This window comes from Methylosinus sp. Sm6 (genome assembly GCF_019802345.1).
Classification (GTDB): Bacteria; Pseudomonadota; Alphaproteobacteria; order Rhizobiales; family Beijerinckiaceae; genus Methylosinus.
The window spans coordinates 106,792-120,969 of record NZ_JAINDZ010000002.1; the positions used below are offsets into that span (position 1 = coordinate 106,792).

The 14,178-nt window shown below is 62.2% G+C and carries 10 protein-coding genes; 6 read left to right on the forward strand and 4 right to left on the reverse strand.

What is annotated here, in order from left to right; all coding sequences use genetic code 11:
• Positions 1-88: 88 nt before the first annotated feature.
• A complete protein-coding gene (locus K3F48_RS02350) occupies positions 89-1,285 on the reverse strand; it encodes a DUF932 domain-containing protein (RefSeq protein WP_222573796.1) in 1,197 nt (398 codons plus the stop codon).
• A 416-nt stretch (positions 1,286-1,701) separates the two neighbouring features.
• On the reverse strand, positions 1,702-5,538 hold the full coding sequence (locus K3F48_RS02355; protein ID WP_222573797.1) for an SIR2 family protein: 3,837 nt from the start codon (positions 5,536-5,538) through the stop codon (positions 1,702-1,704).
• A 130-nt stretch (positions 5,539-5,668) separates the two neighbouring features.
• On the opposite strand from K3F48_RS02355, the gene K3F48_RS02360 reads away from it, so the two are divergent.
• Together K3F48_RS02360 and K3F48_RS02365 are read left to right on the forward strand one after the other, a co-directional pair.
• Positions 5,669-5,959, forward strand: a complete 291-nt coding sequence (locus tag K3F48_RS02360; protein WP_222573798.1) for a hypothetical protein — start codon at positions 5,669-5,671, stop codon at positions 5,957-5,959.
• On the forward strand, positions 5,949-6,533 hold the full coding sequence (locus K3F48_RS02365) for a type II toxin-antitoxin system VapC family toxin (protein WP_222573799.1): 585 nt from the start codon (positions 5,949-5,951) through the stop codon (positions 6,531-6,533). The genes K3F48_RS02360 and K3F48_RS02365 overlap by 11 nt, the downstream gene beginning before the upstream one ends.
• A gap of 1,329 nt (positions 6,534-7,862) precedes the next feature.
• Here K3F48_RS02365 and K3F48_RS02370 read toward each other — a convergent pair.
• The gene (locus tag K3F48_RS02370) at positions 7,863-9,203 is read right to left on the reverse strand and encodes a site-specific integrase (RefSeq protein WP_222573800.1); all 1,341 of its coding nucleotides are present in this window, start codon (positions 9,201-9,203) and stop codon (positions 7,863-7,865) included.
• 355 nt (positions 9,204-9,558) lie between these two features.
• Here K3F48_RS02370 and K3F48_RS02375 point away from each other — a divergent pair, with 355 nt between their 5' ends.
• On the forward strand, positions 9,559-10,872 hold the full coding sequence (locus K3F48_RS02375; protein ID WP_222573801.1) for a tyrosine-type recombinase/integrase: 1,314 nt from the start codon (positions 9,559-9,561) through the stop codon (positions 10,870-10,872).
• 386 nt (positions 10,873-11,258) lie between these two features.
• On the opposite strand, the gene K3F48_RS02380 is transcribed toward K3F48_RS02375, so the two are convergent.
• Positions 11,259-11,753: a hypothetical protein gene (locus K3F48_RS02380; RefSeq protein WP_222573802.1), complete on the reverse strand. Its 495-nt coding sequence runs from the start codon at positions 11,751-11,753 to the stop codon at positions 11,259-11,261.
• Between the two features lie 38 nt (positions 11,754-11,791).
• Here K3F48_RS02380 and K3F48_RS02385 point away from each other — a divergent pair, with 38 nt between their 5' ends.
• The 3 genes from K3F48_RS02385 (at position 11,792) to K3F48_RS02395 (ending at position 14,113) form a co-directional block, all read left to right on the forward strand.
• Positions 11,792-12,022 (forward strand): hypothetical protein, encoded by a 231-nt coding sequence (locus K3F48_RS02385; RefSeq protein ID WP_222573803.1) that lies wholly within the window; start codon positions 11,792-11,794, stop codon positions 12,020-12,022.
• Positions 12,023-12,177: 155 nt separating this feature from the next.
• The gene (locus K3F48_RS02390) at positions 12,178-12,414 is read left to right on the forward strand and encodes a DNA-binding protein (RefSeq protein ID WP_222573804.1); all 237 of its coding nucleotides are present in this window, start codon (positions 12,178-12,180) and stop codon (positions 12,412-12,414) included.
• A 265-nt stretch (positions 12,415-12,679) separates the two neighbouring features.
• Positions 12,680-14,113, forward strand: a complete 1,434-nt coding sequence (locus K3F48_RS02395) for a hypothetical protein (protein ID WP_222573805.1) — start codon at positions 12,680-12,682, stop codon at positions 14,111-14,113.
• Positions 14,114-14,178: the final 65 nt, after the last annotated feature.

Here is a 14,178-nt window from a genome sequence, read left to right on the forward strand (position 1 = left end):
AGGACGACGCCGCGGAATCGACGATCAGCAAATGCGGAAATGCACGAAGCCGGAGATACGGATTTCCGCGTCTCCGGCTTTCCGGAATTCAAGCTGCGCGATCGAGAAGCTTCTTGGCGCGCGCCTCCAGATCGAGACGGGCGTCTTGGTGAGTCTTATTCCGCGCGACGGCGGTGATGCCCTGCACGAAATCGAAGATGCTCTCAGGCTTGCGGCCTTCTTCGGCCAACACCGTTTCGATGATCTTCGCAGTCTCCTTCTTGGAAAAGCCGCGCCGTCGCAGGAACTCGTCTCGGTCCTCGTCGGTGCGCGCGACGATTTTCTCCCGCGCCGCCTTGATGCCGTTCACGAATGGCATGGGCGAGGAATCGGCGAATCGGGTCAGCGCCGGAGCCGCCTCATGCGCGAAGCGGGACGCGGCGTATTTCGAGTGACGGATGGTGATCTCCTCGAAATCTTCGACGCCCCAGAGATTTCTGTTTTGGCAGACCGCGCGGAGATAGAAGCTCGCCATGCCCAGCGTCTTGGCGCCGACCTCGGAATTCCAGCAGTAAAAGCCGCGGAAAAAGAGGTCTGGCGAGCCGTCCGGCAGCCGACCGGCCTCGATCGGATTGAGATCGTCGACCAGGAATAGGAAGACGTCCCGGTCCGAGGCGTAGAGGGTCGTGGAGTCTTGCGTGATATCGACGCGCGGATGGTAGACGCCGGTCGACCAGTCGAGCACGCCCGGCACCTTCCAGCGCGTATCGCCCGTGCCGTTTCCCGCAATGCGCTGCACGGCCTCGACGAGTTCGTGGTCGTAGATGCGGCCATAGTCGGGGCCGGTGACGGCGCGCAGCTCGACGCGGCCATCTTCGAGCTCCAACGTCTTGACCTGCTCGGCACGATTCGAAGTCAAGCCGTATTGGAGGTTAATGCCAGCGAGAGGCGCCGGGAGCTGGCGGAGGTAGGAGGCCGGCGCGCCGACCAGGCTCGCGAGCTGGCCGAAGCTCCAATGCGTCGGCGTCACAGGCGCGTCTGAGCCGGGCAATGTCAGAGTGAGGCGCTCCGCGTTGCCGCGGTCGGCTTCCACCCGGATCGCCGCGCTCTCCACGGTTCGGGTCCGGCTACGCTCGGTTCGGCCACGCACCGCCGCGTAGAGGTCCGACAGGGACAGATAACGCTCGTCGGCCGGCCGAGAAAACCATTCCGAGGACACGCGGCCGATTCGTTCGCCTCGATGCGCGTCCACCTTGTAGCCGCCAGTGCAATTGCGAGCCGCATCCAGAATTTCCACCTGGGTCATGGGATGTCTCCATGACGGGCGCCGGAGACCTCTCCTCCAGCCCTCGACCCGTCACGGAACACGGTCCGCACTCTCACTTTCAGCGGGGCGGTCCGCTCCTCAGAAGGGACTAAGGTCGACCGAGACCGATGCCCAGCCGTAGGGAAGGCTTTCCCCTCGAGGGTTCTGTCCGTTCGCGTCTTCCGATGAGTTCCAATCGTCGGAGCGGAGACTTCCAATCAGCCGGATGGGCGAAGCCCAGAACACTGGTCATAAGCGTCCGCGGATTTGCGTAACTCAGCCAGACATAGGCGCAGCATCTCGACTTGACCTGAAAGCATACGCCGATGATGGGATAGGCGCGGCACTCGAGAGATTCCATCGAGATAGGCGGCCGCGCCATCATTGTTGTCACCGCGCCCGACGTCCGGTTGAAACTACCGCTCCCGCCTCCGCCGCAAATCGGCGAGGCGAGGGTCGACGCTGGTCTCGGGAGCCTGCACGAGGATATCCAGCACCTTCTCGAAGTTGTAAGGCCACCCTCGGGAATCCTCGGGCAGGACCGCCTCGAGCAAATCAAGCATCGCACGCGGATGCCGGCGCGCCGAAAAGTCCGGATCTTCGCTGTTGATCGCCATGGTGATGAAGCTGCCATCGCGCACGGGCACAAGACGCGGAAGGACTAGCGCCACCACCTCAGGCATCAGATCGCCGCTCGCCATCGCGAATTCCGCCAGCCGCACGGAAATTTCGGGGATTTTCAGCGCGCGCTGTTTTGGCCACACTTCTGAAAGGAATGGAATGACGCGCTCTCGCCAACGGCCCTGGCTGCCGCTCGACCAGCGCTCGAGAGTTCTGAGCACCTGGCGCCGCAGCTGATTGTCAGAATGGATCAGCACCTCCCGAAGCTCGAGATCGCTGATCAACCGTTCGGGCTTGTCGGCGTCAGCGTCGCCGCCCCAGCCGGCGAGCAACATCGCCGCAAGGGTGCTGTCATGGGCTTCGCGGACGGGGGGCTGCAACGTCCTTGCCATCAGACAAGGCTTCAGTCGAACAAAGAGTTCCCGGCTAGGAATGCGCGCCGCCCAGAGGAAGCCGCCCCAGAAGGCGTCGCCATCGTCGCTCTCGTCCTCGACGGCAGGAAGAACCGCCGTTTCGGTCCAATTTGGATCGATATTATATAGCCATGCGACATGGAACGCGATCAGCACCAGCGCCTGTCGTCGCAGATCGCCCGGCAAGCCCAGCAAATCGTCGAGGCGGCCGCGCCACACAGGAGGGTAGCCGGCGCCGTTTTCGAGGCCGTTCTTCGCAGGATCCTTCATCAGCAAATTGACCAGCCTACCAACCGGCGCGTTCAACGCGTCGTCGGCCCAGCTGCGATCCGGTCGATGGGGCGCATTGGTCGATCCTATCATCAGCGCCTCGATCATCCGGTTCCACAGCGGGGCCAGCGCATCGGCGGCGTCTCCGAAGAGCCACGCGGCATTGCGCTCCATCCAATCGGCGACCGGATAGGCAATTTCACGGAACTGACCGATCGGTAGACGGCACAGCCTCGCCGCAATCGCGCGGATCATCCGTGGACGATTGGCGTCGCGCGCTTCCAGGCGAAGAAAGTCGGCCCATGGGTGACGAGGCGCCTCTCCACATCGGGCCGCATGGGCGAGCGCCATGAGGGCGCAGACGGGGCTGCGCTTGACCAGACCCGAAAACGGCGCGCGTTGGACGCGGTCGCGGATATCCATCCGGCCGGCCTCGCGCACGCGGGGAAGGATCTCCGAGATCGGCAGATCCATGAGCGAGTCGGGCGTGTCATCAGTGCCGATGCTAGACACTTCGGGCGCGTTCGACGCTGCGGCATCGGCGCCCGCGGCGCGCGTCCATTCAGGCGCGAGCTTGCGCAGCGCAGTCATCTCTGCGTCCAGATCAAACCCGAACGCCACTCCCTGCCCCGACAACCAGAAGAGTCGGTTGAGACGTTCGAATGCCGCAGCGCGGGTGGGGCCGCCGCGAACGTCGTCGGACCAAGGAAACGAGCCCTCGCGCAAGCGCGCCTCGAGACGCTCATGCTCCGTGACCGAAAAATCGGGCCAGCGGTCGCGCAGCGCATACAGCACATCGCGCTCGTGCTGCGATCCCCAGAAGACTTGCTCCGGCAGGCCGAGGAACACCGACGCGGCTTCGGGGCCGTCGAGCAGATCGCGCCGACCGGCCGCCCAGATTCGGAGGCGCGCGAAGACATGCTCGTCGGCGACAGGCCAACGGGAGACCTCTGCGCGCGCGCCATCCCGGTCGAGCTCGGCGAAACGCGTCATCAGCTTCTGGAAGAAGATCATCGGGCCGGTCAGCCCGTAGCTGCTCTCGTCCAGGCCCGGACCGTCATCATTGGCTCGGGTCGTCTGCAGGTAGAGATCATTGTGGCCGCTGATCTCATGCTCGAGTGCGATCGCCAACTCGAGATTTCCGCGGAACTGGCTGACGGCATAGAGCACGTAGGCGTCGGAGATCGCCACGGCCACATGCGGGCGAGGATAGTCGACACGCACGCGGATTATGTCGTCGGGGATCGGCGCTTGCCAATGGAAAGGATGGCGAACGCCAAACGCGCGCTCCACCTTCAGCTGTGGCTTGTACATGGCAGCTACGTCGCGAACGAGCGACGCCGACCAGCCATCGCGTCGGCCGCGCGCTTCCAGATCGTAGCGAATCATGTCCGGATCGTCGCGGCGGTCAGACCAGGCGGAAAACAGCCACTGCCAACCCTTTCGGATCGCGTCGGGGAAGCGGTCGGGAGAATAGCGCAAAGCGGATTGGATATGCTGCTGGATTTGCGGGTGCAGTCCTTGCTGGTGGGCGGCCCACCAGAGCGCTACCGGCTCATGCGCGACACGCTGGATCCAGACGCCGAGATTGGCGAGCCTCGGGGGCATCGGCGCCAGCGCGGATACGTTCGGGCCACGCAGCACGCCGTCTCCCGCCTGTCCGCCGTCCTCGTCGTCGAGGAAGTTTCTCGCAAAAGGATCGAACACGCCTTCCGGGAGTGGGTGGTGGTGAAACGGGTCATCCGGATTCAACGGCTCCGGCGGCGTGTCGCAATCCAAGCCGAGAGCGTCGAAGGGAAAGAACATCTCCGTCGTGTCGTCATAGGGCTCGACCCGGCCGGACGTCGCATAGCGCTGCACAGGATCGAGCGCCAGCAGCCAGCGGCTGTCGAGCGTTTCCGTCGCAGTGGCTATACGGTGTGCGCCTTCAGGGGTCGCCAGCATCTTCGCGATGACCCCGCGGAAATGCGTGTCGGTCGCCGCGGGTCCGGCGGCGGCGCGCGCGATCAGCTTGTCGTGCCAGCCGTCCACATCGCGGGCGCGCGCAGCCCATGCGGACAGAGTATCCCAGAGCGGAGCGTAGCCGCTGCTGTTGTCGAACGCTATGGCCCGTACGCCGCGATGCTCCCACAGCGCGGCGGCTTCGCCTGCATCGCCCTCCTGAAACGCGAAAAGGCGCGCCGATGTCCCGGAATGCAGGTTGAGCGCCTCGAGCAGATACTGAATCGGCGGATCATCGGCGGAGTAGCCGACGAACACGATCTGGTACCGACTGAGCAGCGACTGGATGAAGCGCGTCGCCCAGCCATCTGACAGGTAGGCGCGCCCGAAATCGGCGCTGGATACTACGAACTCGTCGTCGAACGGCCCGACATAGTCGTTGTCGACGCGGCCATGGAGGTGGACGATGCCGTGAAACTCTCGGGGATTGCGGGGATCCGGTAGCCGGGGCGGTCCCCAGCGCGGCAGGTCCGGCAGGCACTCTTCGAACAAGAGATCGAAATTGGTCGTGACTATCTGGGTCACACCTGCGCGCGACGTCGCCAAATCGAGCAGGATACGGTGCGCGTCCAATCCATAGTCGTCTGGGGGGCGGATCGATTCGGCGACCGCTTGGCGAACGTCATGTACATCGAACTCCCGTTCGAGCAAGCCGAACACCCGATCCGTGGCGAGAAGCCCGCCCACGCCCGCCATCCGCCCCATTTCGAGCGCCTTGTCGAGAAGCCTCCGGGCCGGACTGTCGAGCGCGGCGCCGAGAATTCGGATGACATGCCGGCCGAGGCGCTCGAAGTTCGGCAGGTGTGCATACGCCTGGGACACGCCAGCCCCGCAGAAGAAAATCACATCGCCCTTGTCGCGTGCGACAAGGAGCTCTTCGGGAATATCGGGACCTCCGGCAATGAAACGCATGCCGCCACTGTGCATGAGGAGCCGTGCTTCGTCCATGCGGCGCGGATGGGCTGCGCCCCAACTGAGCAGGGGGAGGTCAGACGCCGCTTTAGGATTTCGCCCCCCGGTTCATGGACGTTGCAACCGTTGGCCAAAATCTCTATTTCGTTTAACGAGGAGACTCGCAATGCCGAAGCCGATCCACGAAGCGTCCGATATCCCGGTTCAGTCGAGCATCAGGCGGCGCGCGGTCATGGATACTGCGCGAGAGCTCGGCCTGCTGGGCGGCGAGAACGGCCGAATCGGCGGGCGGATTCGTCGCGACCTCGTGGCGGCCGCGAAGAAGAAGTCTGGCATAGCCTCGGACACCGAACTGCTCGAATATGCGCTGGCGAAAGTGGCGCTCGAGGACGACTTCGGAACAAAGCTTGTCCGTCGCAAGGGCCGGATTGCCCGAGATATCGACCTTGAGCTTTGATCTCTCTCGCGCGCTGCGGCGGATCAAGCCGCAGCGCAAGGCGGACGCGCTCCCGTTACGCCCGTTCGATGCCCTCCCGGTCGTCGAATCGCCGGTTTCCGCGGGCGCCGAGTTGCTGCTCGATACCTGCGTCTACATAGACGTCCTGCAAGGGCGCACGCCGGCGAGCGTCGACGAACTGCTCCAGGCGCGGATCGTCAACCACTCCACCATTTGCTTGGCGGAGATGACGCACCTGTTCGGCCGTCTGGATCCCGCTCATGTCGGCACAAAAGATGTGCTGCGAGAAATCCGACAGACGATCGAGGATATTCCCGGCCATCGCATCTCATCGCCGTCGGAGACCGCGATGGGAGAAGCAGGGATGCTGGCGGGTCTGGTCGCGCGTCTCCTGCGTTTCGAGCGAGGCGAACGGATGCTTTTGTTGAACGACGCGACCCTCTATCTCCAGGCGCTCGAACGCGGATGGACGGTTCTGACGCGAAATGTCCGGGACTTCGACTGTTTCGACCAAATTCTTCCGGCAGGGCGAGTGCTGTTCTACGTGCAGCGAAGCCATCCCGTTTCAACATGATGTGGCCGGATCGTAGCGGCTTTGAAGAGCAATTCGTACCAGCGTCTATTGCCAATGCGTTCCAGGTGGTTAATAGAAGCCCTGAGAAATGTTGGGATATCCTGACCCCACAAATCAGGGCAACATCCGTTGCCCTGATTTGCTTATTAGCAGCGTAATTATACGCCAGATTGCAGGGCCTCCCACGCAAAATACCGAAACTGTTGCTGTCAGAAGGAATGCAAGCGCCAGCAGTCCACGCCATCCCCACCCCTTCAGGTGCCGGTCCTTTCCGAAAGAAAACTCATAATCCGGGACATTTGTCATGATCTTCTCGGTAGCTCGTGATGCAGGTTGCAAGGCGGACGGCGTCAATATGGAAGAACGAAAAGGGGAAATCTCCCTGAAGGCGGCGGACTAACCGGATCGAACCAGAATTCCGTCGTCGCTGTCACACGCTTGCGGCAAGTTAGCCGGACTGCCTTTGATCCTGGGCCAAGATCTCTTTGCATTTGGATCGACCTCCTATCCGAGAAGGAAAGCACATAGCCGTGTGACAAAGTGTCCATCTTTCATGGACGATTCATCCCGAGCCACGTCCGGAATTCCGGAAAAGTCTTCCGGCACATCATAGGCTCGCTCGGCGGCGGAAATCTCCGACAAGTCGTCGTAACCGCCAGCGCCACATGTCTTTTCGAAACAGTCCGGCCGGAAGCGTCGATGGGCCGTGAATAGCCTCGAGCAAGTATTCCAAAACCCCTCCCTAATTGTTTTGTCTCGAAATACCGCGTGGCATACGTTTTCCGCGTCGCGACCGCCGACCAGGACGTTGCCTTGCAGTTCGGCGCTCTCGAGGTCACCGCGTGCGAGAATTTCTTCGCGGGGAAGGCATCAGGGGCGAACGAGGACAAGCCCGAGCTTACTTGACTGCTCGACCAGGCCCGCAAGGTTGAGGTGTCGGTGGTGTGTAAGCTCGACCAGCCGGTCGGGTCGCTGGAACAACTTGTTCTGGCGCTGGAGGACCTCGGCAGGCGCGGCGTGGGGTTCCGGTGCCTCGGCCCGGCGATCCGGGTTGAAGGCCGCGTCGGCGCGTGACCGGAAGGGCGGCAGGCGCAAGGTCCTACCGTCCTACCCGACGACGATCTGGTTGAAGGTGCGCGTCATGCTGCGTGTTCTGCTGATTTCCGTGGCGTCGTTCGCCAAGGTGCTCGGCGTCGGGCGCGCGCCACCCTCTACCGGCACCTTCATGAGGCCCCCATGCGACGCTGGAGGACGCACGAGCACTATTGTCCGTCGCCGTATCGATTCAGACCCTCACTTGGCCCAGTTCATCGCGCGACGACAGCGCGGCTAAGGCGCCGCCTGCGGCGTCGTGTCGGCGGCTTCCGGGGATTCCTGCGATTGCCGCGCCCCGCGTCGACGCTGGCGCGAGGTCGTCGCCCGCCCATCGAGGATGTCGGCCATCTCGTCGGCGACGCGATCCGCCGCCATCCGCAGAGCTTCGTCGATATGAATATAGCGCTGGGTCACGCCCCGCGAGGCATGTCCCAACAGCGCGGCGATGGTCAGTTCGGAAAAACCGAGGTCGCCGGCGAGACTCGCGAATGTGTGGCGCAGCGTGTGCGGCGTGACGTCGACGAGGCGAGCACGATCGCAGATGCGGTCGAGCACTCGGACGACCCCGATGAAATGTCCCTCCCCCCAGTCGGCAGGAAAGAAGAACGGCGACTTTGTTTCCGGCCGAGCGAGGAGCAGGTCGATGGCGGCCTGTCCGATCACACGGGTCTGCGCGCCGCTCTTCGTGTCGGGAAATCGGATCGCGCCCTCTTCCTCGTCGAGCCAGCAGCGCTCGACTCCGAGTCCTTCCATGCGGCGGAAGCCTGTCATCAAAAGGAAGCGGATGGCGGCCAGTGCGGTCGGATGCTCGCCGTCCTCGGCGGCGGCGCGTAGCGTCTTGCCGAGACGCTCGATCTCGGCGCGGCTTAGCCGCCGTTCACGGGGCGCGCTGGCGAGCCGGCGAACGCCCTTGGCGGGATTGCTCGGGATTTTGCCGACGCGCACCGCATGTTCGAAGATCGCGTGCAGCGTCGACAGTGTTCGGGCGGCCACCCCTTCGCCCCCGGTGGTCGCGCCGCCGCGGCTGCCCTTGCGCGCCTTCGCGGTCTTCCCGGCGGCGATATCGGCCTGGGCGGCTTCGATATCTCCGAGCTTCAGCGCGCCGACCTGTCGTCGTCCGAGCAAGGGCTTGATGTGGGAGTCGATCCGGCTGCGGTCCATCGCCAAGGTGGAAGATTTGATCGGCCGCCGGCGCCGGCCGAGGATGCGGCCGGCTTCGGCCTCGGCGAGATACCAGTCACAGACCTCTGCGACGGTGATGCGTCCTTCGGCCTCCGCTTCTGCGGCGAAAGGGTCGAGTCCCTTGGACACCGCGACCAGTTTTTCGTGCGCGAGATCGCGGGCTTCCTCGACGGTCATCAAACCGAACCGGCCGATGACCGCGCGGCGCGGCCTGCCGTCGGGTGTGCGGTAATGGATGACGAAACTCTTGAGGCCCGACGGCATGACCTGGACACCGAAGCCGCGCAGCTCCCGATCCCAAACGAAATGCTCCCGAACCTTGACCCCAACCTTCGAAGGTTTAGGAGCCTTGAGAGCGTCGACGATCCGTTTTGTGAGCTTTTCGAAAGCCATATCAATCACCTGCTACAAATCTGCTTAGAATGATCGGATCATACCCCTGATCGGAGCCGATTCCAAGCAGTTCGGAGCAAGTCGGAGGCCCCTCGGGCGTAGACACGGCGGCCTAGCGTTCATACAATTGATTGTTTTATCGTTATATTTCGTAGACGGGCGAAGCGCGTCGTGGTGCAGCGAAGGCTCCGGGGCACCTTGCCAAGGTTGGGGTCGAGGGTTCGAATCCCTTCGCCCGCTCCAGTGAACTGGATAGTTTGTCCAAGATTTCAAGGACATACCTATCATTACAGTGCCTGACGCGGTGCTGTTGAGCGAAAATGTCCAACATTTCGTCCAACACCGCTCGCGCTCCATGCCTGAATTCCTCACCCGTCGTGGCTCCGTCTGGCACTTCGTCCGCCGCGTTCCCGCCGAGTTCGCGGCGCTCGATCGCCGTGGCATTATCCGTCATTCCACCCGCATCCGGATCGCCGACGACCGGGTCGGTCGACGAGCCGCCCGCGTCGCCGAAAGGCTGAACGCGGCGCTGGAACAGCACTGGAAGGCGCTGGCCGCGAACGGCGCGACATCCGGCTCGTCCCGCTACGACGAGGCCCGTCGCCGCGCCCGCGAGCTCGGCTTCGACTATGTGCCCAATGACCAACTGATCGTCTTGCCGATCGAGCGAATCCTCGAACGGCTGGAAGCGCTGGTCACAAAGGGAATGATGCAGGACGCAGGCGCCCGCGCCGCACTGCTCGGGACGGAAAAGCCGACGGCCTTCCGGCTGTCGCGGCTCTTCGAGGAATATGAGGCGGCAACCAAGGACGAGACTCGCGATATGTCGCCGGACCAGATGCGAATCTGGCGCAACAGCCGCATGCGCGCCGTCGCGCAATTCGTGCAGGTGGTCGGCGACAAGCCGGTGACGGAGGTCACGGAGAACGACGGCATCGCCTATGCCGAATGGTGGCGCGAGCGGGTGCTGGAAGACGACATCGTAGCAAAGAGCGCAAACAAGGATATCGGGCAACTGAGCCGCATGCTCAAGGATATGAGCACCCGGCGCAGGCTCAACCTTCCCGATATTTTCAAAGGGTTGCGGCTGCGCGGCGAGGTCGAGAAGTCGCGCCAGCCCTTCGATCCCGCCTTCATTCAGGATCGGCTGATCTCGGGCGGCGGGCTGGCCGAACTGAACGAGGACGCAAAGCTCGTGCTCTATGTGATGATGGAGACCGGCCTGCGTCCGTCGGAGGTCGTCAATCTGCGCGACGGCACGATCTTTCTCGACGCGCCCATTCCCTATGTGCGCGTTGCGGCCGATGGCCGCCGTCTCAAGACCGAGGATTCCGCCCGTGACATTCCGCTGGTCGGCGTCGCGCTGGCGGCGCTGCGCCTGCGACCGCAAGGCTTCCCGAAATACCGCGACAAGGCGACGGCGCTGTCGGCTACCGTCAACAAATATCTGACCGAGAACGGCCTGCGCCCGACGAAAGACCACACCGTCTATTCGCTGCGCCACAGCTTCAAGGATCGGCTCGTGGCGATCGAGGCGCCGGACAGCCTGATCGACAGCCTGATGGGCCATAAGACCTACAAGCCCAAATATGGTCGTGGCCCGTCGCTGGAACTCAAGCTCAAATTCCTGTCGCAAATCGCCTTCGAAGCGCCCGCCCGGCTGCTGTAATCGGCCAGAAGACGGCGGGCGCGTTCTTTCACGCCATCCTTGCGCTTCAATTCCAGCAGTTCGGCTTCGACGCGTTCGAAGAGTCCGATGTGAACGTCACCCTCGGTCTCGATGAGCCACGCGATCAGCACGAGCGCTCGCTCCATCCGCTCGGAAAGCGGCGGTTCCGCATCGGGGGGGTGAGATTGTTGGTCAGCCATGCGCAGATCGTCGTTCGGTTGCTCACACATTGAGCGGTATCCGCGACATTCGGGCAATGGGTAAGGCTGGGAGTGGTTGGAAAGGTTCCGGGCGAAAAGGGAGGCCGTTGCAACGAAACGGCGGACGAGGCCGGCGCGCCAGCGCAGGCCGGAGACGCGCCCCCTCGTCTCCGGCGTCTCAGCGCATCACGGATTGGGCGTCGGCTGCTTTGTCTGCCGCGTCTTCCTGGACGGCGTTCCGCGCCGTGTGGTCACGGGCGTGGCTGCCGGCGGCGACGCATCCCCCGTCACGGCCCCCGTCACGGCGACCTCGAGAACGGTTTCCGGCTCGCTAAGCAACAGGCGGCTCTGGTCATTGCCATCGAGGTCACGCCACAAAAGCCGCGTGGCATAAGCTTTGGCGGGCGTGAAGCCCTCGGCGGGCACGAAGGTCTCGACGCGGAAATGCACGGCGGGGTTGGTCGCCACCTTGTCGATGGGAAGCATGCGGAAGCCTTTCGCGTCGGCGAAGGCCTGCGGGGTCTCCTCGATCAGGATGCTGTCGCGGTTGACCATCACCACGCGGCTCTTGAAGTCCCGCGACGTCTGGAAGCGCGGATTGGCGTTCGGGTCGTAAGGCTCGATGAAAGCGATATGCTCGCGGGGAATGAGCCGTCTGCCGATAATGACGAAATTGGCCATGAAATCCTCCTTGCTGTTGTTGTTTTCGAGGATCGACAGTGAGCCAGGCGGACGCGAGGGCGCAATGTGAAGGGTTGGTAACGGCAGGCAATGGCCGGAAGGCCGGGGTGCGCCCGCATCATGCCCGACGGCAAAAAAGGAGCCTTCTTCCCTTCAAGGGCGGCTGCCGCGAAGGCGGCGAATACACCAGCATTATCCCGCCAGAGAAACGTGCCGGAACGCATCCGAGCGCGTCGGAACCATTTGCAATTAAGAATGAAATTCATTGACCGGGCGATGATCGCTCCGGCAGTTTCGCGGTTTCCTCGGCAGGGCTGAGCAGAAAAGGCGACGAAATCAAGAGCCGCGAAAGAACTTTTTTGCAGTGCGATAGCGTCATGTTCCGTCGGTTCTCCGAGACAACACGAACTCGAGGAGAGACGACATGCAACCCACTCCACCCCCACCGCACGAATTGTCCGGCGATCTGCTGCGCGGCGCCGACAGGATCGCGGAATTCCTGTTCGGCGACGCCAGCGAACGCCGCAAGGTCTACCATCTCGCCGAAACGTCACGCCTGCCGGTGTTCCGCCTCGGCTCGATGCTGTGCGCGAGACGCTCAGTCTTGCTCGAATGGATCAGGCATCAGGAAAATCGTGGCTGGACTCGGCCAAGGGCGTGAACTGAGAGGCGAACCATCTGGAGCCACGAATCGGGGATTCCCAACAACAGGTCTGGCAGCTATCTTATGCCATCCCTCAGGTTTTATCCTTTCAGGCTTTCATGTATGCGTTCGCCCTCTTAGCCCCCCCCCGCGTAGCGCCGTTCGCTTATCAGCGCGCATCCTGGGGCGATTGCTGGCCCTTTTGTGCGTGGTTGTCCTCATCGCGCCTTCGTCTGCCAAAGCAGCTTGCAGTAGCCCCGCCGTTTCGCAGACAAGCGACCCCGTGCTGCGCTTCAAGACAACGTCCGGCGCTGGTAATCTCTTCGCCTCGAACTTCACGACCTTTCAGGAAGGCGACCTTGCCTATGACAACACACAGAACAAACTTGTTCTGTGTAACGGCACGTCGTGGGACGCCGTTGGCTCTTCCGCCGCCGCAGGCTCAACCGGCTATGTGCAGTTCAACGGTTCAGGCAGTTTCACCGGTGACAGCAATTTTTATTGGGACAACACGAATAAGCGGCTGGGAATTGGCACCACAAGTCCGTCACAATCGCTAGATGTCACTCAATCGAGCAGCGCCACTTACGCCAGCTCATCAGCGTCAGTTGGTTATCCCTACACGTCGTCTGATCCTGTGATCCGCATAAGAAATTCAAATTCGACACTTGGATCAGCCGCTTATATCGGTCTTTCAAGTATATCTGGCGGCTCAACAAATGCCTTTACATACATTGCTTCTTTTGCCGAAAGTTCAGGCTCATCGTCTGGGGCAATCGCTTTCGGATCACGAACCGGAGGCACGGCTTATTCAGAATATATGCGTATCGACAGCATCGGCAACGTCGGGATCGGCACGACTTCGCCCACGCAAGCGCTTCATGTCGACGGGAATGCCCGTTTGTCTCGAACGGCGGCGCAGACGCGCTTTGAAATCGCAAGAGATGCCGGTCAATTCGGTCTCATTTCCTTAAATACAGGAACTTCCGAAAGATGGACGTTCGGGGTGAACGATACCGCTGAGTCTGGTTCGAATGCGGGCTCCAATTTTTTTATCGATAGGAAGGCTGATGATGCCAGCTCCATAGCACGTGCGTTTACTATCCTTCGGGATACGGGCTACGTCGGCATCGGGCAAGTAACGCCGGATCGCCAGTTGCATGCGCAGCTCGACAGCGCCGCGACGAGTACCGTCACTTATCTCGAACGCCTGACCAGCACGAGCACCGGCACGCCGGCGGCGGGCATCGGCGCAGGGTTGGAGTTTGAGGTTGAAACGGCGGCCTCCAACAACGAAGTCGGCGCGACGATTGAAGCGGTGACGACCGACGTGACTGCCGCTTCCGAAGATTTTGACCTTGTGTTCAAAACCATGAGGGCAGGTGCTGCGGCAAGCGAGCAATTCCGCGTTCGCAGCACTGGCAAGATCAAGGTCGGCGGCGGTTCAACCCCAACGGTTGGCACATGTGGCACCACGCCCAGCATCACCGGCAACGACACGCGAGGGGTGGTGACTTTCGGAACGGGAAGCCCTACCGCCTGCACTATCACCTTCAGCGCTGCCTTCGGCTCGGCCCCCTATTGCACCATCACGGCCTATGGCGGCGATGCGGGCAAACGCTACTGGATAACATCGACCAGCACGACAACACTGGTGATCGGCATCGAAGCCGCCGCCACCGCCTCGCAGAAGTTCCATTACACTTGCATCGAATAAGACTGAAAGCAAACTTTAAACTGATATAAGTCATATACTTATTGAAATTAATGCGGTATTAATAT

Bases quoted from the DNA above. Each gene is read 5' to 3' on its own strand.
- K3F48_RS02370 (WP_222573800.1), bottom strand. From the start codon at position 9,203: ATGGCTTTCGAAAAGCTCACAAAACGGATCGTCGACGCTCTCAAGGCT.
- K3F48_RS02350 (WP_222573796.1), bottom strand. From the start codon at position 1,285: ATGACCCAGGTGGAAATTCTGGATGCGGCTCGCAATTGCACTGGCGGC.
- K3F48_RS02375 (WP_222573801.1), top strand. From the start codon at position 9,559: ATGCCTGAATTCCTCACCCGTCGTGGCTCCGTCTGGCACTTCGTCCGC.
- K3F48_RS02355 (WP_222573797.1), bottom strand. From the start codon at position 5,538: ATGGACGAAGCACGGCTCCTCATGCACAGTGGCGGCATGCGTTTCATT.
- K3F48_RS02390 (WP_222573804.1), top strand. From the start codon at position 12,178: ATGCAACCCACTCCACCCCCACCGCACGAATTGTCCGGCGATCTGCTG.
- K3F48_RS02360 (WP_222573798.1), top strand. From the start codon at position 5,669: ATGCCGAAGCCGATCCACGAAGCGTCCGATATCCCGGTTCAGTCGAGC.
- K3F48_RS02380 (WP_222573802.1), bottom strand. From the start codon at position 11,753: ATGGCCAATTTCGTCATTATCGGCAGACGGCTCATTCCCCGCGAGCAT.